23 protein-coding genes are annotated in these 24,988 nt (G+C 29.1%); 15 read left to right on the top strand and 8 right to left on the bottom strand.

The genetic code is table 11. The features are described from left to right. Position 1: 1 nt before the first annotated feature. The 4 genes from QX51_RS19485 (at position 2) to QX51_RS09605 (ending at position 4,648) form a co-directional block, all read left to right on the top strand. Complete coding sequence (locus QX51_RS19485) at positions 2-1,228, top strand: DUF4430 domain-containing protein (RefSeq protein ID WP_052232978.1); 1,227 nt, start codon at positions 2-4, stop codon at positions 1,226-1,228. A gap of 173 nt (positions 1,229-1,401) precedes the next feature. After that, positions 1,402-2,115, top strand: a complete 714-nt coding sequence (locus tag QX51_RS09615; protein WP_330376063.1) for an energy-coupling factor transporter transmembrane component T — start codon at positions 1,402-1,404, stop codon at positions 2,113-2,115. After that, a complete protein-coding gene (locus tag QX51_RS09610) occupies positions 2,088-3,785 on the top strand; it encodes an ABC transporter ATP-binding protein (RefSeq protein ID WP_039679692.1) in 1,698 nt (565 codons plus the stop codon). Before QX51_RS09615 ends, QX51_RS09610 begins: the two co-directional genes overlap by 28 nt. Continuing rightward, positions 3,743-4,648 carry an ECF transporter S component gene (locus QX51_RS09605; protein WP_079768020.1) on the top strand — a complete coding sequence of 302 codons (906 nt, stop codon included), beginning with the start codon at positions 3,743-3,745 and terminating at the stop codon, positions 4,646-4,648. The genes QX51_RS09610 and QX51_RS09605 overlap by 43 nt, the downstream gene beginning before the upstream one ends. A gap of 55 nt (positions 4,649-4,703) precedes the next feature. Here QX51_RS09605 and QX51_RS09600 read toward each other — a convergent pair whose 3' ends face one another. Further along, positions 4,704-5,639: a helix-turn-helix transcriptional regulator gene (locus QX51_RS09600; protein ID WP_039679691.1), complete on the bottom strand. Its 936-nt coding sequence runs from the start codon at positions 5,637-5,639 to the stop codon at positions 4,704-4,706. Between the two features lie 167 nt (positions 5,640-5,806). On the opposite strand from QX51_RS09600, the gene modA reads away from it, so the two are divergent. From modA to QX51_RS09575, 6 genes are all read left to right on the top strand, one after another. Further along, positions 5,807-6,613, top strand: coding sequence for a molybdate ABC transporter substrate-binding protein (gene modA / locus QX51_RS09595; protein ID WP_039679690.1), 807 nt, complete (start codon positions 5,807-5,809; stop codon positions 6,611-6,613). Positions 6,614-6,636: 23 nt separating this feature from the next. Beyond that, a complete protein-coding gene (gene modB, locus QX51_RS09590) occupies positions 6,637-7,317 on the top strand; it encodes a molybdate ABC transporter permease subunit (protein WP_039679689.1) in 681 nt (226 codons plus the stop codon). A 3-nt stretch (positions 7,318-7,320) separates the two neighbouring features. Beyond that, positions 7,321-8,190, top strand: a complete 870-nt coding sequence (locus tag QX51_RS09585) for an ATP-binding cassette domain-containing protein (RefSeq protein ID WP_082007820.1) — start codon at positions 7,321-7,323, stop codon at positions 8,188-8,190. Between the two features lie 3 nt (positions 8,191-8,193). After that, entirely contained in the window at positions 8,194-8,298 is a 105-nt protein-coding gene (locus QX51_RS21665; protein ID WP_082007821.1) for a TOBE domain-containing protein, read from the top strand. Between the two features lie 331 nt (positions 8,299-8,629). Further along, on the top strand, positions 8,630-10,534 hold the full coding sequence (locus tag QX51_RS09580) for an endonuclease MutS2 (protein ID WP_039679688.1): 1,905 nt from the start codon (positions 8,630-8,632) through the stop codon (positions 10,532-10,534). 163 nt (positions 10,535-10,697) lie between these two features. After that, a complete protein-coding gene (locus QX51_RS09575) occupies positions 10,698-11,711 on the top strand; it encodes a YeiH family protein (protein WP_039679687.1) in 1,014 nt (337 codons plus the stop codon). 44 nt (positions 11,712-11,755) lie between these two features. Here QX51_RS09575 and QX51_RS09570 read toward each other — a convergent pair whose 3' ends face one another. Then, on the bottom strand, positions 11,756-12,274 hold the full coding sequence (locus tag QX51_RS09570; protein WP_039679686.1) for a fascin domain-containing protein: 519 nt from the start codon (positions 12,272-12,274) through the stop codon (positions 11,756-11,758). A 272-nt stretch (positions 12,275-12,546) separates the two neighbouring features. Here QX51_RS09570 and QX51_RS09565 point away from each other — a divergent pair, with 272 nt between their 5' ends. The 3 genes from QX51_RS09565 (at position 12,547) to QX51_RS09555 (ending at position 15,865) form a co-directional block, all read left to right on the top strand. Next, a complete protein-coding gene (locus tag QX51_RS09565; protein WP_209006040.1) occupies positions 12,547-12,705 on the top strand; it encodes a zinc-ribbon domain-containing protein in 159 nt (52 codons plus the stop codon). Between the two features lie 255 nt (positions 12,706-12,960). After that, the gene (locus QX51_RS09560) at positions 12,961-14,223 is read left to right on the top strand and encodes a cation:proton antiporter (protein ID WP_039679685.1); all 1,263 of its coding nucleotides are present in this window, start codon (positions 12,961-12,963) and stop codon (positions 14,221-14,223) included. Positions 14,224-15,058: 835 nt separating this feature from the next. After that, on the top strand, positions 15,059-15,865 hold the full coding sequence (locus QX51_RS09555) for a hypothetical protein (RefSeq protein ID WP_039679684.1): 807 nt from the start codon (positions 15,059-15,061) through the stop codon (positions 15,863-15,865). A gap of 47 nt (positions 15,866-15,912) precedes the next feature. On the opposite strand, the gene rbsB is transcribed toward QX51_RS09555, so the two are convergent. From rbsB to QX51_RS09525, 6 genes are all read right to left on the bottom strand, one after another. After that, positions 15,913-16,815 carry a ribose ABC transporter substrate-binding protein RbsB gene (rbsB, locus tag QX51_RS09550; protein WP_039679683.1) on the bottom strand — a complete coding sequence of 301 codons (903 nt, stop codon included), beginning with the start codon at positions 16,813-16,815 and terminating at the stop codon, positions 15,913-15,915. 12 nt (positions 16,816-16,827) lie between these two features. After that, a complete protein-coding gene (rbsC, locus tag QX51_RS09545) occupies positions 16,828-17,796 on the bottom strand; it encodes a ribose ABC transporter permease (RefSeq protein WP_039679682.1) in 969 nt (322 codons plus the stop codon). Next, positions 17,768-19,291, bottom strand: coding sequence for a sugar ABC transporter ATP-binding protein (locus QX51_RS09540; protein ID WP_039679681.1), 1,524 nt, complete (start codon positions 19,289-19,291; stop codon positions 17,768-17,770). The genes rbsC and QX51_RS09540 overlap by 29 nt, the downstream gene beginning before the upstream one ends. Next, positions 19,291-19,680: a D-ribose pyranase gene (rbsD, locus tag QX51_RS09535; RefSeq protein WP_039679680.1), complete on the bottom strand. Its 390-nt coding sequence runs from the start codon at positions 19,678-19,680 to the stop codon at positions 19,291-19,293. Before rbsD ends, QX51_RS09540 begins: the two co-directional genes overlap by 1 nt. Positions 19,681-19,682: 2 nt before the next feature. After that, entirely contained in the window at positions 19,683-20,591 is a 909-nt protein-coding gene (gene rbsK / locus QX51_RS09530; protein WP_039679679.1) for a ribokinase, read from the bottom strand. 256 nt (positions 20,592-20,847) lie between these two features. After that, complete coding sequence (locus QX51_RS09525; RefSeq protein WP_039679678.1) at positions 20,848-22,392, bottom strand: leucine-rich repeat domain-containing protein; 1,545 nt, start codon at positions 22,390-22,392, stop codon at positions 20,848-20,850. A gap of 128 nt (positions 22,393-22,520) precedes the next feature. Here QX51_RS09525 and QX51_RS09520 point away from each other — a divergent pair, with 128 nt between their 5' ends. Beyond that, positions 22,521-23,102 carry a hypothetical protein gene (locus QX51_RS09520; RefSeq protein ID WP_039679677.1) on the top strand — a complete coding sequence of 194 codons (582 nt, stop codon included), beginning with the start codon at positions 22,521-22,523 and terminating at the stop codon, positions 23,100-23,102. Positions 23,103-23,472: 370 nt separating this feature from the next. Continuing rightward, on the top strand, positions 23,473-24,744 hold the full coding sequence (locus QX51_RS09515; RefSeq protein WP_039679676.1) for a dicarboxylate/amino acid:cation symporter: 1,272 nt from the start codon (positions 23,473-23,475) through the stop codon (positions 24,742-24,744). Positions 24,745-24,988 lie beyond the last annotated feature (244 nt).

The raw sequence follows: 24,988 nt of genomic DNA, 5'->3' as shown, positions 1-24,988 counted from the left end.
AATGAAAAAGATAAAAAGCAAATTAATAGCATTGATAGTCATTACTATTTTTTCTTTTGTAGGTTGCTCAAACGTTAGTAGCAATGAAGGTGGTAGCCCTTCGGGAAGTAATAATAAAATACCTGAAAATGGAGCAGTTACAGCAGAAACTTTTGAGAAAATAAAAGATAGTGGAAAAATGGCTCTTCTTCAAGGGGAAAATAAAACTTTTTCTTATGAGTGGATGTTTTTACCTACGGATATAACAGAAACTAAAGATATTAACTTATTAGTTAATTCAATTGATGGCAAGGCAGAAGATGTAAAAAAAGAATGTGACTCTAAAATTGTTTATGGATTTTCATTTGGAGAGTCTACAAGTTTAGATAGTAAAATTGCATTATCATTAATATTTAAAGATAAACTAGACTGCACTGCGGCAGATATATATCAATATAATGGAGATAAATTAAAAAAAGTAACAACAGCTACAGTAGACAATTCTTCTGGAACTACTTTTAATTTTAGCATTCAAGAAAGAAAAGGAGACTTTTATATTGTAGGTAGCGATCCTAAACAAGCTGCAATAGATGAAGATAATAATTCAAGTAGTGCAAGTGCATCTAGTGGTTCAAGTAATGAAAGTAAAAGTGAAAAAGAACAAGCAAGTTTACAATATAAAATTGAGCATGGGATTAACGTAGAACAGGGAACCGCTGGAGAGGGTGGAAAGGATAAATATTTAACAGATCCAACTCCAGCTGGAAAACCAAAACCATTTGAATGGAATGAAGGTGGAAATAAAGTTGATAAAAGTAAAGTAGCAGGTTATGTAACTTTATCAATAGATTGTAAAACTTTATTAAAGCCAGCTAATAGAAAGGTTGCAATAGAGAATGGTAAAGGTGATATGATTCCTAATGATGGAATTATATATAAAACTAAAAAAGTTAAGTTTTATAAAAATGAAACAGTATTTGATGTATTATTAAGGGAAGTTAAAGCTAATAAGATTCATATGGAATTTTCTATGACACCCATTTATAACAGTAATTATATAGAGGGTATACATAATTTATATGAATTTGATGGTGGAGAGTTAAGTGGATGGATGTATAAAGTTAATGGATGGTATCCTAACTATGGATGTAGTAGATATAAATTAAAAAATGGTGACAAGATAAATTGGAGATATACATGTGACTTAGGTCAAGATGTTGGATGTGATTGGATGGCAAATAAAAAATGATAAATTCATTTAAATCTTATCATCCAATTGTAAATTTTTATTATTTTACAGTAGTAATATTATTTTGTATGTTTTTTATGCATCCTGTATTTTTAGGAATATCTTTTATAACATCATTTATTTACTCCATTTGTCTTAATGGAGGAAAAGCTATAAAGTTTAATATATTATATATGATACCATTTTTAGTATTTTGTGCAGTAATAAATCCAGCATTTAGTCATGCAGGAGTTACAATTCTTTGTTATTTTAATACGGGGAATCCATTAACATTAGAATCTATTATTTATGGGATAGCAGCAGCAACTATGTTTATTTCTATGATTTTTTGGTTCTCTTGTTATAATGCAGTAGTATGCTCAGATAAATTTATATATTTATTTGGAAAAATAATACCAGGGCTATCACTTATAATCTCTATGGTGTTAAGATTTGTACCAAAATATAAGGCTCAAATTAAGGTAATATCAAATTCACAAAAGTGTATAGGTAGAGACGTTAGCAACGGAAATATAATAACCAAGGCGCTTAATGGAATTAAAATTTTATCTATAATGATGACTTGGGCGTTAGAAAATGGAATAGAAACGGCTGATTCAATGAAGTCAAGGGGGTATGGTCTTAAGGGAAGAACTAGTTTTTCTAACTATAGATTTGATAATAGGGATAAAATGATAATGGTACTCATGATATTTTTTACAATAATCATTTTAATAGGAAATTATAGAGGCGAAAATAATATGATTTATTTTCCTGCAATTAAAATGGTACCGATTACAATATTTAGTATAATTGATTATTTAGCTTATTTTCTTTTATGCATTACCCCAGTGATTCTTGATATTAAGGAGGAGATAAAATGGAGACATTTAGAGTTGAACAATTAGCTTTTTCTTACCCTAATATAGATAAACAAGCTTTAAAAAATATAGATTTAACTATTGAATCTGGGGAGTTTGTAGTTATTTGTGGAAAATCAGGTTGTGGGAAAAGTACATTGATAAGACATTTAAAAACAGTGCTTACACCTTATGGGAAAAGGGAAGGGAAGGTATATTTCAAAGGTAGATCTCTTGATATAGTTGATGATAGAACACAATCATCAGAGATTGGATATGTATTACAAAGTCCTGAAAATCAAATAGTGACTGATAAGGTTTGGCATGAGCTAGCCTTTGGACTTGAGAGCTTAGGATATGATAATAAAACCATTAGACTTAGAGTAGCTGAAATGGCAAGTTTCTTTGGGATACAAACATGGTTTGGAAAAAATGTAACAGAGCTTTCTGGAGGACAAAAACAACTATTAAATCTAGCTTCAATTATGGTCATGCAACCTTCTGCACTGATTTTAGATGAACCAACAAGTCAACTAGATCCAATAACAGCTAGTGATTTTTTAAAGACTATAAAAAAAATCAATGAAGAGTTGGGAATTACAATAGTAATGGTAGAGCATGACTTAGAAGAAGTATTTAATATGGCAGATAGAATAATACTTATGGATGAAGGTGAAATAATCATTGATGACAAGCCAAAGAACATTGGAGGTAAAGTGAAACAACTAATACCAGAAATGTTTGAGGCAATGCCATCACCTATAAAAATAGCATCTTCTTTAAATACAAATGAAACACCAATTACAGTAAAAGAAGGTAGATATTTTATAAATGAGCTATTTTCTAATGAGGAAGTTGCATATACAAGAATAGAAGATGATAAAGAAAATAACATATCAGAAGAGAAAGCTGCCATAAAAATGAAGGATGTTTGGTTTAAATATGAGAAAGACGGAAATGACGTTTTAAAAGATTTAAATTTTGAAGTTAAGTCAGGAGAGTTTTTCTGCGTGGTAGGAGGAAATGGTACAGGTAAAAGTACTACAGTTTCTTTGATATGTGGAATAAGAAAACCTTATAGAGGTAAAATAGAGATCTTTGGTAAGAATATACAAGAATATAAAAATAAAGAATTATTTGATAATAATTTGGCTATTCTTCCTCAAGATCCTCAAGCTTTATTTGTGAAAAATACAGTAGAAAAGGATTTATATGAAATGCTTCCTAAGTTTGGAATGAGTAAAAAAGAAAAAGCAGAAAAAGTAGCAAAAGTAGCAAGACTAGTTGAAATAGAAAATTTATTAAATCATCATCCTTATGACTTAAGTGGAGGAGAGCAACAAAGAGCTGCTTTGGCAAAGGTATTACTTTTAGAACCTAAATTATTAATACTTGATGAACCAACAAAAGGTTTAGATGCACATTTTAAAGTTAAATTTGCTAAAATGATTAATAAATTAATAGAAAGTAAAGTAACAGTAGTTATGGTATCTCATGATATAGAGTTTTGTGCTAGTTATGCTCATAGATGTGCTCTTTTCTTTGATGGAAATATTGTAACTAGTAATACACCAAATAAATTTTTCTCGGGAAATAGTTTCTATACTACTGTAGCAAATAGAATGAGCAGACAAGTATTTGAAAATGCTGTAACATGTGAGGATGTGATAACTTTATGCAAAGGGAACAAGGAATCAGTTCTACAAACACTAGCTTAGTAGACGAGCTATATTATGATACTAACTCATTAGAAGTAGCAAAAGAGAAGACCATATATAAGAAAGTCATAAATATTGAAGAAAAAAGAAGAAAAAGCAGACGATATTACTTTATGAGAAACAGAGTGACAAATAGACATATATTAACCGACTCAAAATTAAGTAAAAGAACTTTTGTAGCCATGTTTATAATACTACTTGCCATACCATTTACTATATACTGGTCAGTTTTTCATGGAAATCAAAGGGAAAATTACTATATGACTAGTTTAATTATAGTTATAGAAACTATGATACCATTTTTTATGGTATTTGAGGATAGAGACCCACAGGCAAGAGAATTAGTTATAATAGCAGTACTAGCAGCTATAGCGGTAGCTGGAAGGGGGGCATTTTTTATGCTTCCTCAATTTAAACCTGTTGCAGCTATAGTAATAATAACAGGAGTTTGCTTTGGAGGAGAAGCAGGTTTTTTAGTTGGAGCTGTGTCTGGACTTGTTTCAAATTTCTTTTTTGGGCAGGGTCCGTGGACTCCTTGGCAAATGTTTGCTTTTGGAATAATAGGATTTATAGCAGGAGTGTTATTTAAAAAAGGAATGTTAAAAAAGAAGAAAATATCTCTATGCATATATGGAGGTATTTCAACTTTTTTAATATATGGTTTCTTATTAGATACTGCATCAATACTTATGTTTTCGGAAAAAAATATAACAAAAGCAGGTGCAATATCAGTATATATAAGTGGTGTTCCATTTAATATAGTTCATGCTATATCAACAATATTTTTCTTATTTGTGCTTAGTAAACCTATGATAGAAAAGCTTGATAGGATAAAGATAAAATATGGGTTAATTGAACCATAAAAAATAATGCTCCACTTGAGGAGCATTATTTTTTGCCACATAAATAAAGTGAATTTTAGGTTTGTCCAACAATTTTACCAGTATCTTTTAAATCATACCCTCCAAGTCCTTCAAGTTCACTTTTAAACTCTTTAGAAGATAAAATATCAACAATAGATTTATAAATTGGGTTATTTAAATCATAACTTTTTATAACTAAATCATAACGTTCTTTTTGAAGAGGAATAAAATCGATATTATCTACTTGTTTAGAAACTTTTTCATTACCAATTCCCACATCAGCATCACCTCTAGCAACACAGCTAGCAACACTAAGGTGAGATGTTTCCTCATTTTCATATCCCTTTATATTATTTGATAAATTAAGAGAATTAAGCTTTCCATCAAGTAAAACCCTAACGCCAGAACCTTTTTCCCTATTAATCATAGTTATATCACTTCTATTTAAATCATTCCATGTTTTAATATTTTTAGGATTTCCGCTTTTAACATAAAAGCCTTGCATTCGATAAGCAATATTAATTAAAGTACAAGATACACCTGGAAGTAGTTTCTTTACAAAGTTAGTATTATATGTATCTGTTTCGCTATCCCAAAGATGGCAAGAAGATATGGAAACATTATTATTATACATGTCATATAATCCATTATAACTACCTATATTAGAACGATATGTTCTTATATTTTTTGTTCTAGATTCGATCATTCTACATAAGATATCTAAAATAATATCTTGGCCAGAAATTATAATTTCTCCACTTTTTACTGAAGAGGATTTAATATTAATAGTAGGTTCAAGTGACAAAATAGGTTTATTTGTAAATGTATTTTTTTGATTATTTATATAATTTTCAACATCAGTTTTATCGATTCTTATTTTCCTACCAACCTTATAAGAGGGAAGTTCTCCTCTTTTTATCATTTCATAGACTGTATTTTTTGTAATGTTTAGCATTTGTGCAACTTCCATTGCATTTAAAGATGAATTCATAATAAACACCCCCCTAGAAATATTGTAACATAAAATATTTTTTTTGCTAATTATTCTAAAAAATGTACAAATTTGTTGCGCTAAAAGTATCAAATATATACAATATAAGTTATAAAACATGACATAATACTATGAAACGTAATTAAACACAATAAAGGGGGATATTTATGAAAGTATTAAAAAAGTTAGGAATAATAGGATTGTTTTTAAGTTTAGCCATAGGAGTAGTTGGATGCTCTAGCAGTGAAGATAAAAGTAAAAAAGATGATACTGCAAGTGAAGAAACAGTTACATTGAATATATCTGCAGCAGCATCTTTACAAGAAGCAATGGCTGAATTAGAGACAAAGTTTAAAGAAATAGAACCAAATGTAAAATTAGAAGTTAACTTAGGTGCATCTGGTGCCTTACAACAACAAATAGAAGAAGGAGCACCTTGTGATGTATTTATATCAGCAGGTGAAAAACAAATGACTGCATTATCAGACAAAGATTTATTATTAGCAGATACTAATAAAACTTTATTAACTAATGATTTAGTATTAGTAGTAGCTAAAGGAACAAAAGTTAAAGACTTAGATGCACTATCTACAGATGATATAAGTAAAATAGCTATAGGTGATCCAGAATCAGTACCAGCTGGTAAATATGCTAAAGAAGTTTTAGATAACACAAAGATATATGACAAAGTTAAAGATAAATTAGTTTTAGCTAAAGATGTTAAAGAAGTTTTAGCTTGGGTACAACAAGGAAACGCTGAGGTTGGATTTGTTTACTTAAGTGATGCACAAGGTGACGATGGTGTTGAAGTTGCTTATACTACTGAAGCAGATAGTCATTCACCTATAAACTATCCAATAGCAGTTTTAAAATCTAGTGAAAAACAAGATAAAGCAAAAGCTTTTGAAGAATTCTTATTAAGTGCTGATGGACAAACTATTTTAGAAAAATACGGATTTAAAAAAGCTAAATAGGCTTTAAGATAGGAGAAAGAAGAATGAATGCAGGATTAACACCTCTTTGGATTTCCATAAAGACATCATTATTAGCAACATTTATAACATTTTTCATAGGAATAGGAACTGCGTATCTAGTAGCAAACTACAGAGGAAAGTGGAGAGGTTTTATAGATAGTTTATTTACACTGCCTCTTGTTCTTCCTCCAACTGTACTTGGTTTCTTTTTGTTACTTTTATTTGGTAAAAATGGACCAATGGGAAAATTATTAGAACTTATGGATTCAAGTATTATATTTACTTGGACAGCTACTGTTATAGCCGCTGTTGTAGTGGCTTTTCCTATGATGTATAGAAGTGCCAGATCTGCTTTTGAACAAATTGATAATAATTTAATATCAGCAGCCAAAACTCTTGGACTTAGCAATTGGAAGATTTTTTATAAGATTGCAATACCACTTGCTTGGCCTGGAATAATTGGTGGTGTTGTATTATCTTTTGCTAGAGCTTTAGGTGAGTTTGGAGCGACTTTAATGATAGCAGGAAATATTCCGGGAAAAACTCAGACTATGCCATTGGCAATATTCTTTAAAGTACAGGCTATGGACTACAAAGGAGCAATGCTTTGGGTTTGGACTATAGTAGCTATTTCAGTTGTAATGATATTAATATTAAACAAATGGTCAGACAAACAACAAGAAATTGTAGGGAAGAGGGGTTAGGTCATGTCATTAATAATAGATATAGAAAAAGATTTTGGAACCTTTTCTCTAAAAGTTAATATAGAGCAAGAAAATGGGGTTTTAGGACTTTTAGGGGAATCTGGATGTGGGAAAAGTATGACTCTAAAATGTATTGCTGGAATTGTAAAACCTGATAAAGGGAAAATAATTTTAAATGGAAGAGTATTTTTCGATTCAGAAAAGAAGATAAATATTCCTCCTCAAGAACGTAAAGTAGGTTACTTATTTCAAAACTATGCCTTATTTCCTCATATGACAATTAAGGAAAATATAGAAATAGGATTATCTAGTCTTAGTAAGGATGAAAAGAAAAAAATTGTAAAAGAATATCTTATAAAAATGAAGCTAGAAGGATTTGAAAATAGATATCCTCATCAATTATCAGGAGGACAAAAGCAAAGGATAGCATTTGCTAGAGCTTTAGCTTGTAGTCCAGATATACTTCTTTTGGATGAACCATTTTCAGCGCTGGATTACCATCTAAAAAGTAATATGGAAAATGAATTAATAGAAATTATTAAAGATTTTGAAGGTCATATAGTTTATGTAACGCATGATATAAGTGAATGTTATCGTGTATGCGATGACATAGTTGTATTTAATAGAGGTAAGGGATTAAACAAAAGATCTAAAGATGGTTTATTTAAACATCCTATGTCAATGACCGAAGCAATTATTACAGGATGTAAGAATATTTCACAAATAGATATTATTGATGAAAAAACAGTTTTTTCTAAGAACTGGGGAAACAAAATGAAATTAAGTGCAAGAAATCAATTCGCAGGGAAAGTGAAAGAAATAAATGAAGGTGCAGTTAACTCAGTAGTTAAAATAGAATTACCCAAAGGATAAGTTATTACATCAACAATAACATGTGAAGCAGTAAAAGAATTAGGATTAGCAGTGGGTACTGATGTAACAGCTATAGTAAAAGCTACAGAAGTTATGGTAATGGAATAAATAGTTACTGAAGATACAATAAATAATGGTATATTTAGAAGAGCGGGTTTTAATTAAACTTTAAAATCTGCTCTTTTTATTTTATACGGATTAAATACTATTTAATATTTTATATATTTATGAACATATTTTGAAAACATATTATTTATATGATAATATAATATTACAAATAAAAATTAAAAGGAGAGTTGTTTTTGAAAAATAATAAGAGCACCGTGGGAGAACTTCTTTATAAATAAGGAGTATCCGCTATAAATACAATCCTTATTTATAGAGAAGTCTTTTTAAGTGAAGAAAAGAAAGATTGGAATATAAATAAAGGAGATAATAAATGAATTTAGATACATTTGAAAAATTACAATTAAACGAAGTTAAAGAGTTAGTTAAAATTAACTGTGTAAGTTCGCTTGGGAAGAGTCTTATAGATAAATTAGAACCTAGTGCAAGTTATTCAGTAATAAAAAGAAAGTTATCAGAAAATAAAGAAGCAAGAAAAGTTTTAGAAAATAGTAATCATGTACCGCTAGAAGGATTATTTAATATATATCCTGTTATAGATAAAGTAGAAAAAGGTATGATTCTAGAAGTTACAGAGATTATTTCTTGTGAAGATTTCCTGAGAGGGTGTAGAAAGATAAAAGGATTTATGTTGGATAAAGAGTTTTATTCACCAACACTAAGTTCTTATGCACTAAATATAACTGAATGTGAAAGTATAGAAGAAGAAATCAAATTTTCAATTAAAAATAACAAAATTTCTAGTGAGGCTAGTAAAGAATTAAAAAAAATTAGACGAAATATAGAAATATGTGAAGGTAGAATAAAGGAAAGGTTAAATAAATTTTTAACTTCTTCTACCAATAAAAAATATATACAAGAATTTATTATAAGTAAAAGAGATGATAGATTTGTAGTGCCTATTAAATCATCTTTTAAGAATGAAGTTGATGGAACAATTCTATATACTTCATCAAAGGGTTCTACAGTATTTATTGAGCCCGCATCTATAAGTAAATATTCTCTAGAGTTAATTACATTGAAAAGCGAAGAAGCTATAGAAGAGTATAAGATTTTATCTTATCTTACAGAATTAATTTACGATAAGATTACAGAAATTAAGTTAAATATGGAAATAGTATCTGAATATGATATGGTATTTGCGAAGGCTAAGTTTAGCCAAAATAATAAATGTATTACTCCAAAGATAAATAATCATGGATACACAAAAATTATTAAGGGAAAACATCCTCTTCTAAAGGTAAATGTGATACCGCTAGATTTTGAAATAGGTGATAAATATAGAAGTTTAATTATAACAGGTCCTAATGCAGGTGGAAAAACTGTTACTTTAAAAACTGTAGGTATTTTAACTTTGATGACACAGTGTGGACTTGATATACCAGCTAAGGAAAATACTGAAATAGCTATATTTGAGAAAGTGTTTGTTGATATTGGAGATAATCAAAGTATTGAAAATGCACTTAGTACTTTTTCATCTCATATAAAAAATATAGCAAATATTATGAAAGAAGCTAACAAAAATACACTGGTACTATTTGATGAAATTGGTTCTGGAACAGATCCGAATGAGGGGGCTAGCTTAGCCATTGCTTTGCTTGAGGAGTTCTATCAAACGGGATGCATAACAATAGCATCTACTCACTATGAAGAAATTAAGCATTTTGCAAATAAACATCCTCATTTTGAAAATGCAGGTATGATGTTTGATAAAGAAACATTGGAACCTTTATATAAGCTTATTATTGGGAGGTCAGAGGATAGTAATGCATTATTTATTTCTAGAAAAATGGGAATAAAAGAAAAGGTATTACAAAAGGCAAAATCTTATATGGATAATAAAAATTATTATTTTACTTTGATAAACAAAAATAAGATTATGCAGAAAACTGTTGAAGAAGAAAAAATATCCTTAACGACTTTTCCAGACTTTGAAATTGGAGATAAAGTTGAATTATTAGATTTTGAAGATTTCGGCATAGTATATAAATCTATGGATAAATTTAATAATGTAGAAGTCTTATATAAAGATGAATTTATTAATATAAATGCTAGAAGATTAAAATTGCAGTTGAAAGCTAAAGATTTATATCCTGAAGGATATGATTTAGATAGTTTGTTTGTGAGTTTTGAAAAACGAAAGTTAGATAGAGACATAGAAAGAGGATCTAAAAAAGCTTTAAAGAAAATTCAAAAAGAAATAAGAAATAGTAGATAAAATTAAACCCCATGAGAAAATACTCGTGGGGTATTTTTATTATAAATTATAGTACTTTAATTATAAGTATAAATTATAGATAAATAAATATTTATAATTTTACATTATAGTAATTTATTGGTAGAATTGAAATGAAATTATACAAAAGGAGACATTATTTAGAATGAAGAAAAAATTAGAAGTCATTCCTGGTTTCTTGATAGCTTTACTTGTGGCATTTTGTGCAAGATTTATAGAGTCAATTTTACCAATACATTTAATAGGAGCATCAGTAATAGCACTATTTATTGGAATGGGTATAAATCAAATTAAAAAGCCGAGCAAGAAAATTCAAACTGGATTAAAATTTACATCAAAGAAAATATTAAAATTTGCAATTATATTATTAGGGGCATCTTTAAGTATAGGGACTATACTTCATGTAGGAAAACTTTCTTTAACAGTTATGATATTTACTTTACTTACTTGCTTTGGTGGAGGATATTATATAGGAAAGATATTAGGTCTTGATTGGAAACTTTCAAACTTAATTTCTGCAGGAACAGGAATATGTGGAGGATCTGCCATAGCAGCTATAGCACCAGTTGTGGATGCAGATGATAAAGATATAGCATATGCCATGTCTGCTACATTTTTATTTGATATGGCTATGATAATCATATTTCCAATTTTAGGTCAAAAGTTAGGTCTTAACGATATGGCTTATGGACTTTGGACTGGAACAGCTGTAAATGATACGTCTAGTGTTGTAGCCGCTGGATATGCATTTAGTGAAGGTGCAGGAGACTTTGCTACAATGGTTAAATTAACAAGAACTCTTTCTATAATTCCAACAGTACTTGTTTTCTCTATGATAAGTGCAAAGCTTAAGAGAAAAGAAAATCCAAATGCAAAACAAGAAAAAGTTAAATTAACTAACATAATACCTTGGTTCATACTAATGTTTGTAGCTATGGCTGTAGTTAATAGTTTTGGTGTAATACCAGAAAATATATCTTTATTGATGAAAGATTTAAGTAAATTTTTAATGGTAGCAGCTCTTGCAGCTATTGGAATGAATACGGATTTTAATGAGATGAAAAAGTCAGGATTAAATCCTATGATACATGGGTTTATTATATCATTACTAGTTGTAATTGTTGCAATTGCAGTGGAATATGCCATGGGAATAGTATAATAAATATAAAAAGGAAGTGTGACTCATACACTTCCTTTTTATATTTAGTCAACCATTCTAAACTTAAATCTTGTTCTAGGACCCGCATATTCTGATCTAGCGACCAACATATTATCTCTTTGTTTAACATTGACGTACTTTCCTTGCGGAGCCATCAGACTAAATTCCATATACCCAGTTCGAAAAATATTAAAAATAGTGGCATTATTTTTATTAGCATCAGCAACTAATGCGCCATTATAATCAATTCTTACAAATTGTCCCCCGACAATTCTAAGCTTTACTTGATAATTATTAATAGGAATTATTCTAAAAGTCTCACCTTGTTGAGGAATGGCACCAACAGCATATAAAACCTCATCATATCCGACTATTATAAATGCATTTGAAAATAACGATTTTATTTTTACCCTAGGAATATCTTGACCTGGAGGTATGACTGGTCCAGGTTCTGTTTCAGTTGGAAATGGTGGAATAACTGGACCAGGTCCTGGGATTATCCAAGGTTGTGATGCGGGGCCTGGCCCTACTTGTATAACTGGCTCACGACTTTCTATACTCATATTTTGCCCCCCTATGCTAAACTACTTACTTTACTTTATGATTATGAGTAATGGAAGGTTACTTTTAGTGAATTTAATTACTGATAAAAGAGTATTTGAATAACAATATTAAGAGTAAATAAAAACGCTGAAAGCTAGGAAAATCTTGTATTTATTAAGATAATGTGATATGCTTAGATGTAAAGAAAAATAAATAAAGATTAATTTAGATAATAATTTTCTCCTATAAAGGCAAATTATTGCTATCTAGTCTTTATAGGAGGATTAATATAATGGATAAAAAAATAATATGTAAAGACTGTAAAGCTGAGTTCTTATTCACAGAAGGAGAACAACAATTCTACAAAGAAAAAGGATTTGATAACGAGCCAGTTAGATGTCCAGAGTGCAGAAAAGCTAGAAAACAACAAAATAACAACAACAGAAGATAGTTCTGTTAAAGAAAAGCTATAAGATTAAATCTTATAGCTTTTTTAATGCAAAGTAAAAGAAAAATATATTAATAATTAAGTGTAATTCTATGGAAGACAAAATTCTCTTAAAATTTCTAGAAAACTCAAAAAATGTTAATAAAATTTTATATTTTGACAACGTTTGCTAGCGTTGACTTATGATAATCACGGGTATATAATGAGTAATTATTAAATTAAAATAAAAACAAAATTGAAAGAGTGGAGATGAATTGTATGGAAGGAAGCATAGAAACAATTGCTACCAATAATTTATTGTTAATATTTTCGATGATAATAATTACGGGTATTGCACTGGGAAGAATAAGTGAAATATTAAAAATTCCAGATGTAATACTATACTTAATAGCAGGTATAATAATAGGACCAGCTTTTTTTAATATTTTAAGTATAGGGGCTTTTCCAGTAGAAAATAATTTAATACTTACTTTTGGATCAGCATTTATATTATATGAAGGTGGTAAAGAAATTAACTTAAAAGTATTAAATAAGGTGAAGGTAAGTGTTGGAATGTTATCAACAGTAGGTGTTGTAATATCTACAGCTGTAGTAGGTGTTGTGGTAGCTAGGATATTTAATTTACCTATTATGACAGCTTTTCTTTTAGGTGCTGTTATAGCTTCAACAGATCCAGCAGCTCTTATACCTGTATTTAAACAAGTTAGAATAAAGGACAAGATAAAACAGACTGTAGTAAGTGAATCTGCTTTTAATGATGCAGTAGGAGCTATATTATCTTCAGCATTATTAGGTATAGTTATGAGTGGTCAGTTCTCAGCTATGGAAAGTTTTAAGGAATTACTTATTTCTGCAGCAGTAGGAATAGGTGTAGGAATATTAGTAGGATATTTATTAATAATATTAGTTTCAGATAAAAGAGTGGGAATATTTCATTCCTATGCTCCAATTATGTCGATGTTAACAGTTACTCTTGCTTATGAATTAGCTACAATGTTCCATGGTAGTGGATATATGGCAGTATTTATGGCAGGGTTAATTTCAGGAAATAAAAAAATGTTTGGAATTTGGTTAGAAGAAGCTGATTATCAACCAACAGTACATTTTACAGAAAGTATAGCTACAATATGTCGTATGTCGATATTTGTTTTACTAGGGACTCAAGTAAATATATCAGCATTAGCTCAATATTGGTTACCATCATTAATAACAGTATTAGCTTTAATGTTTGTAGGAAGACCTTTAGTAGTGTTAGTATCTACTGTATTTGATAGAAAAGCACAGTGGACATTTAAAGATAAATTATTTATGATGTGGGTTAGAGAAACTGGAGTTATACCAGCTGCAGTATCAGGAATAATAGTGGCTATGAAAGTACCAGGTTATGAAATAATATCTTCAGTAGTATTTATGACTATACTTGTAACGTTAATAGTACAAGCAAGTACTACTAAGCTAGTTGCTAAAAAGCTAGGAGTATTAGAAGAAACAACAAGTAACGTATCTGAAGTTGTAGCTTAATGTAATATCAAATCCCCTTATAATATGATAGTTATATCATATTATAATGGGATTTGATTAATTATTTAAAAGAATATAAAGTTTTATTTTTTGATTTAGAACAAAGATTATAAATTATCTTTCATAAACAGAAATGGAACCTATTGCAACACTTCTATCATGTACTACTATTATACTTGGATACTTCCCTGCTCATGTCTTGGTAAAATTAGTTCAATATCATCCTGATTGTAAATAGCATCAAAAATATCAATGTCATACCAACCTGGATACCCAAAATATTATGGATATTTTCTTCTTTTAATTCCTTAATTATTAATTCAGCACCTTTTATTTTTATTAATATACCTCCTAGTCATTTAAAAATTATTATAAAAAAACCAAGCTGAAATGTCAGCTCAGGGCGAATATTATCCGTGTTACCACCTGAATTAAAGAAAAAGTCTTGCACTCAACTCCTATAGAGTAAATAGGATTTCCTTTTATCGGTAGAATTCCAGTGAAGTTTACTAAAGTAAAAACCTGTTCTTTTCACTGTTTAAAGGCTAGTTCCATTTTATTTTCATGAAGATTTTCATAAACCATCTTCTTTCTGGGCTTTAAATAAAAGGTATTATTCCTTATCATTGCACCAATTATAATGTTTTGAAAAATCTGAAAAATAAATCGGTAAGATTTTATCACTATACATTGATAACTGTCAACAGTAAAATATTATTAATTGCAAAGTTTAATAAAACTAATTATATATAAAAAAATATATATACGCTCTATATAATATATTTTTAGTGTACAATTATTTAATAAGGGTCATCGAAGGATGGGGGAGTTACAGATGAAAAAAGCTATAGGACTAATCATTTTTGCAATAATAATATTATATAATTATGATAAGATAGATGAAAATTTTTTCCAAATGAATTTAGCACAAAATCAATTAAATTATGATGAAACTTATTTTTTTGATTTAAATGGTGATGGGGATAGTGAAGAAGTAAAGTTAGAATCATACAAAGACAAAAAAGGTGATTTTATTGTGGATTTATATATAAATAGTAAGCTGAAAGAAACATATTATGATGAAAATAATATAAGTGTACATATATACGATTTTAATAAAATAGATACTAATAAGGAAATATGTGTAATTTTAGGAGATAAAATTGAAAATTATAAAACAAATCTATTTATATATTATGATGAAAATAAAAATGATAACTTTATAATGAATGGAAGAATTATAAATAATGATGATAAAAATGGAACAATAAAAATTAGTTATTCAAATACAGATAATTCATCAAATTTTAATCATTATAGTAAAGTTATTGGTGAAGAACCTATTGTTATAAATTATCTTTATAAAAGAGTATTTCATTCTGAACTTATAGATGTAGATGAAAAAGAGGTACAAGTTGTTGGAGCTAGTAAAGAAAAGGAATATAGGGCTAAAGAAGAAACAATAGTATATGAAACTAATGTTGGAGATGTGAAGGCATATACCCTTTTGAAGGGTGCTAAAATTAAGTTAGTATCGTTATATAATTATAATGGGAATGAATGTATAAAAGTAGTAAATGAAGAAGGTAGATATGGATGGATAAAGATAGAGGATAAGCAAATTTTTGAATACATACAATAAAAGGTCAACCTAGAAAATCTAGATTGACCTTTTATTATTAAAGTTTATTATTTCTTAGCAATTAATTTTAATTCTACAGGAGCAAAGCTTTCAACTTTTTCACCAGATAAGAATCTATGAGCTAAATCTACAGCAGTTTCACCTATTAGTTTAGGCTGTTGAGCTATAGTAGCAGCCATATTGCCTTTTTGAACAGATGCTACGGCATCATCAGTAGCATCGAATCCTACAACTAATACATCATTCATATTAGCATCTTGTAATGCTTTTAGAGCTCCAAGTGCCATTTCATCATTTTGAGCAAATACTGCATCAATGTCACCTTTTGATTGAATTATGTTTTCCATTACAGAAAGACCTTTAGTTCTATCAAAATCAGCACTTTGTTTAGTGATTATATTTAAATTACTATTTTTAATTTCATTATCAAATCCAGCACCTCTATCACGAGTAGCTGATGAACCAGCGATTCCTTCAAGTTCAACTATATTTCCTTTTCCATCAAGTTGATCAACTACATACTGAGCAGCCATTTTTCCACCCTCTACATTGTCAGATGCTACGTGAGAAACTACCTTTCCGCCATTGGCAGCCCTGTCAACTGTTATTACAGGTAGATCTAAATTGTTTGCTACCATAACCGATGCTATGGCAGAATCAGAATCTACAGGGTTTAATAAAACAACATCTACATTTTTAACAGATATATCTTCCATGTTAGAAACTTCTTTGGCAGGATCATTTTGTGAGTCTAGAACAACTACATTATATCCTAACTTTTTTGCTTCACTTTCTATACCAGATTTTAGATCTACGAAGAAAGGATTATTTAAAGTAGATACTATAAGACCTATTTTTTTAGTATTGTTAGAACTTTTTTGTGAACATCCAACTAGTAACGATGTACATAATATTAATGACATCATTATGGCAGCAAGTTTTTTTAACATAATTACTACCTCCTAGTTACTTTTTCTGTCTAAAAGTACAGCTACTAAGATAACAGCACCTTTAACCATCATTTGATAATATGATGATACGTCTAATATGTTTAAGGCATTGCTTAGAACACCTATTATTAATGCTCCTATTATTGTTCCAGTTATTTTTCCTTTACCACCAGTAAGAGAAGTTCCACCAAGAACTACAGCGGCTATGGCATCAAGCTCGTATCCATCTCCAGCAGTAGGCTGAGCAGAGAACAATCTAGAAGTTATTATTATACCTGCAACAGAAGCAAGTATTCCACTTATAGTATAAACTGCTATTTTTATTTTATCTGTGTTTAAACCAGAAAGTCTTGTGGCCTCTTCATTTGAACCTAAAGCATAAGTATATCTACCCATTTTTGTATTTTTTAATACATAAGCACATAGGGCAAATGTTACTATCATGATTAGAGCAGGAGTAGGTATACCTAATATTTTACCTCCGCCTATTTGTCCAAAGTTTAAAGCTAAATCTCCACTTCCAAGAGTTATTGGTTTACCATCAGTATAAACTAAAGTTAAGCCTCTAAGTATTGTCATTGTAGCAAGAGTTGCTATGAATGGCTGCAATTTACCTTTAGTTATTATGAAACCGTTTAAAAATCCAACTAATGCACCTATTACTAAAGCAGCTAAAACTGCTACAAATATTCCCTTACCGGATACTAAAAGAGAGGCACAAACTGCACCACTTATGGCAAGAATAGAACCTACAGATAAGTCTATTCCTCCAGTTAATATAACGAAAGTCATACCAGCGGCAATTATTCCGTTAACAGAAGTTTGTCTTAAGATATTAAATATATTTTTTGAACTTAAGAACGATGGGCTAAGTATTGAAACCACTACTATTAAAGTAAGTAGTCCAACTAAGCTTTTATATTTTATTAATGTTTCTTTTAAATCAAATTTATTATGCTGTTTCTTCACTTGAGATGACATCCCTGTGACCCTCCTTAATTTCTACTGCGCATTTTAATATTTTTTCTTGTGTAGCTTCTTTTATATCAAATTCTCCTGTTATTTCACCATGGCTTAAAACTAGGATTCTATCAGATAGACCTAAAATTTCAGGCATTTCAGAAGAAATCATAATTATTGCTTTTCCTTGCGATTTAAATTCGTTTATCAAATCGTAAATTTCCTTTTTAGCACCAACATCAACACCACGAGTTGGCTCATCTAAAATTAATACATCTGGATGTATCATAAGAGCTTTTGCTATAGCAACCTTTTGTTGGTTACCACCAGAAAGATTTTTTATTAATTGTTCCATGTTAGGAGTTTTAATTCTTATTCTGTCTATATAGCTATTAACTCTTTCTTTCTCTTTATTTTTATCAACTACAAAAGATTTTGAAATTCTTTCAAGAGAGGATAAAGTCATATTTTCTCTTATTGATAAGTCTAAAATAAGCCCATCACCTTTTCTATCTTCGCTAACATAAGCAATTCTGTTTTTTACACCATCAGATGAAGATTTAAGATTTAATTCTTTTCCTTTTTTTATAATACGACCACTCTCTAAAGAAAGGTGGCCATATATAGTTTTAGCAAGTTCACTTCTACCAGCACCCATAAGTCCTGATATACCAAGTATTTCACCTGCCTTAACTTCAAAAGATATATCTTTCACAAATTTATTAGATACATTTTCTAATTTTAAAATTGTTTCACCTTTTTCAACTTTTAAATGAGGGAATTGATCAGTTAATTTTCTACCAACCATCATTTCTATCATTTTGTCTTCATCAAGGTTACATATTTCTTCTTGGCCAATAAATTTACCATCCCTAAGAACTGTTATATAATCGCAAAGCTCAAAAATTTCTTTTAACCTATGTGATATATAGACAATGGCTTTATTATCAGCTTTCAATTCATTAATTACTTTAAATAAAGAATAAGTTTCTTTATCTGTTAAAGCATCTGTTGGTTCATCCATTATTATTATTTTTGCGTCTAGAGAAAGAGCTTTAGCAATTTCTATCATTTGCTTTTCGCCTATACTTAAGTTTTCTACAAGTTCTCTAGAGTCTTTATCTATATTTAATCTTTTTAATAAAACCTGGCTATCAGCATGTAATTTATTAAAGTCGATTCTAAATCCTTTTTTAGGCTCTCTTCCTAAGAATATATTTTCACCTATGCTTAAATCATTAACTAAGTTTAACTCTTGGTGTATGATAGCAATACCTTTATTTGTTGCATCCTTAGGTCCTTTTATATCTTCTTTTTGTCCTTTATAGAAGATTTCGCCACTATCTTTTTTATATACACCACTTAATATTTTCATAAGTGTTGATTTCCCGGCTCCATTTTCACCCATAAGAGCCATAACTTTACCTTCGTAAAGTTCGATATTAACCCCATCTAGGGCCTTAACACCTGGGAATTCTTTAACTATATTTGTCATTTTTAAAATTGGTGTTTTCATTAAAATACTACTCCTGATTTTAAAATTATATTTGCATAAGGACTGCACTCTCCAGTTCTTACCACTGCTTTGCTGTTTTTTGTTAAAACTTTGAATTCTTCATGACTTACTTCTTGTAAGTTAGGCACTCTATTCTTTATTGCTTCATAAACTTCTGGATTTTTTTCTTTTATTTCAGAAGCAATTATAGCTTCTTCAACACATAATTCCTCAAGCACAACATCTAAAGTTTGAATAAAGGTAGGTACATTATGAGTTAAAGCTAAATCAATTCTTCTAGTTTCAGAAGGTATTGGTAAGCCACAATCTCCAATTGTCAGAGAATCAGTATGTCCCATTTGACTTATTGCATAAGATAATTCGCTGTTTATCATTTTTGTTTTCTTCATAATTACCTCCCAAAATTTTCAACATCTTTTAATGTTGGCAATGAGCTTTGAGCTCCCTCTTTCATAACAGATAAAGCACCTACTTTAGAAGCAAAGTCCATAGCTTCTTCCATAGTTTTGTTATTTGATAGAGAAACGGCTAGCGCTCCTGTGAAAGAATCACCAGCAGCAGTAGTATCAACTGCTTCAACCGTATAAGCTGGTTTAAAGAATGATTTTTCTTCATTTATATATAAGCTACCCTTAGATCCAAGAGTAACTATTAATTCTTTAACACCCTTTTCTATCATTTTTTTAGCTGCTTTATTTATATCATCTTCATTTTCTATTTTTATTTCAGAAATGATTTCTAGCTCAGTTTCATTAGGCGTTAATAAATCAACATGTCCTATTATTTCATCATCTAACTTAACTGCTGGCGCAGGATTAAGTATTGTATATTTGTTTAAGCCTTTTGCAACTTGTAGAGCATATTTTACAGTTTTCAATGGAGTTTCCAATTGGATAACTACTATATCACTGTTTTTTATGCAATCTATATTTTTATCTATATCATCTTTAGTTAATTGAAAGTTTGCTCCTGGGGCCACAACTATAGCGTTTTGGGCATTTTTATCTACAGTTATAAATGCCACACCAGTAGAGCAATTAGCTATATTAACATGATTTGTATTAACATTATCATTATTTAGGGCTTTTATTAATGTTTTACCAAAGCCATCCTTACCAACTTTGCCTATCATAGAAACATTTCCTTCTAATCTAGCCATTGCAACAGCTTGGTTTGCACCTTTACCTCCTGGTACTTCTTTGAAATTCCCTCCTAAAAGAGTTTGTCCAGGCTTTGGCATTGTGTCAACATTAACAACTAAATCCATATTTAAGCTGCCTATAACGCATATATTTTTCATGTTTTACCTCCAAAGTCGTATTGTATACATATTATGTATAAAAAATATTTTACCTAATATAGAGTAACATATTGAAGAAAATAGTGCAACATAATTCGATAAGATATGACATATATAATGATATAGTATTTCATAATGAATTAAATAAGGCTTTATAATAAAAGGGCTATTTAATAAGATTATGTTGAAAAGATAAATAAGAATAACATAAAAAAGCCAGTTTAAGTGCTGGCTTTCTTTAAAAAAATTAAGTCATTTATTCATCTATTTTAATTTTCACATAAACAGTTCCAGAAAAAATATTATTTATACCAGCAAAATCAAAACTAACATCGCAAGGTATACAATCTAAACTCCAAGTGATAGAGTCTTTTTCTTTATTATACATACCATTTTGGCACGGAGTTATATTCTTTATAACACTTCCATCAATATCTTTTACAAAGTCTAAAGATAAATTAAAAATATTGTTTTGTGGATTTGTACTTTTTTCAATGCTAATTTTTTGATTATTAGCATAAATATAAGAGATATTTTTATAACAAGAAGATAAAGGTGATAAATCTTTTAAATTATTATTGCTAAGATCTAAATAAGTTAGCTTAGTTAAAGCGCATATAGGATTTATATCGGAAATTTTATTATTTAAAAGACTTAAAATCTTCAAATTTTCAGCATACTGTAATCCTTCTAAAGAATTAATATGATTAGCAAACTCATCCAATACGGTCAATTTTTTTATATCATTAAAGGTAAGAACACACTTATCATTTTTGCCTAGAACAATATTGATAAGTGATTTTAATCTATCATCTGGAATATTTACTTCATTCTTTAAATTTTTTGAAGAAATATAATTAACAGATGAAGGAACATATTGCAAATCAGTAACATAAGTACCATCTAGAATTAATGTATACAAATTACTTGCACATTCTAAACCTTTTAAAGACTTAATGTCTTTATTAGTTAAATCTAAAGTTCTAAGCTTTAACATATCTTTTAAAGTTATAATATTATTCTCTTTATTTAAAATATCAATTAATTCATTTTGTAAATTTTCATCATCTATAATAACAGTTTGATCTACATCAATTAAGTCCACTGTAACAATACCTGAAAAATAGCCATCATTACTTTCAAAAGTAAAGCTAGGACTTTCAAAAGATATTAAGGATGTATCCCAAATTATTTCTTTATGTTCACTATTATATTCACCTAAGTGGGTAGGGGATATTTTGCTAGGTATTTCTCCATTAATATCTTTCAAAAAGCTAACATCTAATGTATAAAAATCAGAGGACTCTATAACATCCTTGATTTCTATATCTTGATTCATGGCACGTAATTCTCGAAGGTTTTCTAAAGTAGACAATGAAGATAAATCAGAAACTCTATTTTCATTAATTTTAATAAATCTAAGATTTTTCCCACTGGAAATAGGAGAAATATCTTTAATTTCATTACCGTTAAGTAGTAAAGACGTCAAATTATTCATATTAGACAAATCTGGTACAGATGCAATCAAATTGTTATTTAAAAATAAAGTATTTAAATTTTTTAAGTTAGTAAGTTGCTCTATATTGGTTAATAAATTATTCTCGATAATCAACTCTGTCATATTAGTGGCATACTGAAGACCTTCTACACTACAGATATATTTGCCTAGGGAGGATATATCTGAATATATATAACCTTTGATACTTTCCAAGTCTAATTTAGTTATTTCTGCATCTTCTGATCTAGAAAAGTATTGGTTGATGACAGTCTTTAAGTTTATGTCCGGTATTAGGTTAGTCATTTTACGCACCTCCTTTGTTATTTATATGATTGAAGGTGTTGATTTGTTAATATGTATTGATCTAGTTAGTAATAATTTATATGCAATCATAATATATTTATTAAAAATTAATAAATGGAGGTGATTAGATGGATGAAAACAATGTGCTACAAGAACTAATAAAGATAGTTAATAATGCTAAAAAATTAAAAGTTGAATATGGAGTTACAGGACAGGAAGTGGATAGGGACAATAATGATATAATTACCTTCTCATCTAATACAACTATGGAGGTAAATTATGATGAAAAAAAGGGATCAATGACAACTGTTAGAGGTGATTTTTCAAGAACATATACAATTAAAGAGAAATTCGAAAATTATAAGGAAGAAATAATAGAAAAGGATAGCAATACTAAGTCAGAAAAATCATATATAATTGAATATAGTAAAGAGGATTATGAAAATCTTTTTAATCCAGGTGGAAAGCTACATCCATTACAAGTTGAAGAGTTGATTCCTGAGGATAGCCAAATGAATAATAAAAACTGTCAAGTTTGTTTTCCTTCTAAGGTGATAACAGATTCTATACCAGGATATATAAAATCAACTTATGCCATTTATAAAAAAGATGTAAATTATTATGATATTACTATTATTATGAGCCAGATAGATAAGGAAACAGAGATACCACTTATGCAGTACTGTAATACTAGAATATATACTATGTAATAAGACTAACTTTATATTTTAACAAAATCTGCCTTAGATATATATCTAAGGCGGATTTTGTTTCAAATTTAAAAATAGAATTATAGTTATATAGTTCTTGTATATTTCATAAAAATCAGAACTTTAATTATAAAAATTAATTTAAAGTTCGTAAAAACTTGGAAATTAACAAATTTTCATACAAATACATTAATAATCATGTGTAAAAGTAAAGAAAAGTAATAAAAATAAAGTTGTTAATAAAAAAACTTTAAAAAATAAAGAAAAGTAATTCGGAAACATCTGTAAACTTAAAAAAATAAACAAAAATATGAAAAAGTGTTGTATAATGAAATAGTAATCGAGAAAAAGAGAAAAGGGAGATTGAATAATGAAGAAAAAAGTCACATTAACGAGTAAAATTTTATTAGGATTGTTTTTAGGTTTTATATTTGGATTAATATTGAAATCATTGCCAGAAAGTTACATAAAGGATACAGTAATTATAGGTGGAGTATTTAAGGTATTGGGTAGTGGATTTACATCAGCGATAAAAATGATGGTTGTTCCACTAGTATTTGTCTCATTAGTATGTGGAGCATCATCTATGGGAGATGTTAAACAATTAGGAAGAATCGGAACTAAAACAATGTCATTTTATTTATCAACTACTGCAATAGCAATAGTAACAGCTTTATTTTTAGGAAGTGTATTAAAGCCAGGTGAGGGACTAGACATGAGTTCTGTAGTTACTGGGGAGGTAGCCATAGGAGAGTCCAAATCACTTGTAGACATTATACTTGGAATAATACCATCAAATCCAATTGCATCTTTTGCAAATGGTGATATGTTACAAATAATATTCTTTGCATTACTTACTGGAGTGGCAATGAGTATGGTGGGAGAGAAAGCAGAGCCAATAAGAAAAGTATTTGAAAGTGCGAATGATATATGTATGAAAATGGTTGGCATAATAATGATGGCAGCTCCAATAGGTGTATTTGCATTAGTTGCAGAGACATTCTCTACTGTTGGAAAAGATGCTATATTAGTGTTAATTAAATACTTAGCAGTTGTACTTTTAGGACTAGCTATTCATGTTACTATAGTTTATGGTGGATTATTTAAGATTTTCACAAAACAAAAGATAATGCCTTTTTTAAAGAAATTTACAAAAGTTGCGGCTATTACTTTCTCAACTTCATCAAGCAACGCCTCTGTTCCAGCTAGTATGGAAATATTAGAAGACTTAGGTGTAGGTAAAACAACAAGATCTTTTACAATACCTATGGGAGCTACTATAAATATGGATGGAACTGCTATAATGCAAGGTGTTGCAGCATTGTTTATAGCTCAAATATATGGTATAGATTTAGAAATAAATCAAATGATGACGATAGTTTTAACAGCAACATTGGCATCTATAGGTACTGCTGGAGTTCCAGGAGTGGGAATGATAATGCTATCTATGGTTCTTACTTCAGTTAATTTACCACTAGAAGGAATAGGATTAATTATGGGTGTTGAAAGAATAGTAGATATGTTTAGAACGACTGTAAATGTTATGGGGGATAATGTGTGTACATTAATTGTTGCCAATAGTGAAAAAGACTTTGAAGTAGAAAAATACTACGGTGAAGAAAAAGAAGCCGTAGTAGCTTAAAAGTTTGATAGAACAATTTTCTTCATTATTATAAATAAAAATTTAAGATAAATACTAATAGGAATATTTTTTAATATTCCTATTTTTTTATGAAAAAATTAAAATTGTAAAATTTAAAAAGTGTTAAATTTATTGCAAAAATAGAATCAAAATTTATTGAATAATAAGTGTATTGAAGCAAGAATTTATTAAATCTATTTGGTTAACATAAGTACAGTTGGAAAAGAGAAGAATACTTTAAGTC

Origin of the sequence: Terrisporobacter othiniensis (assembly GCF_000808015.1) — a bacterium.
GTDB lineage: Bacteria > Bacillota > Clostridia > Peptostreptococcales > Peptostreptococcaceae > Terrisporobacter > Terrisporobacter muris.
The sequence above is the reverse complement of the archived record's forward strand: the minus strand, read 5'-3'. Positions and strand labels throughout refer to the sequence as shown.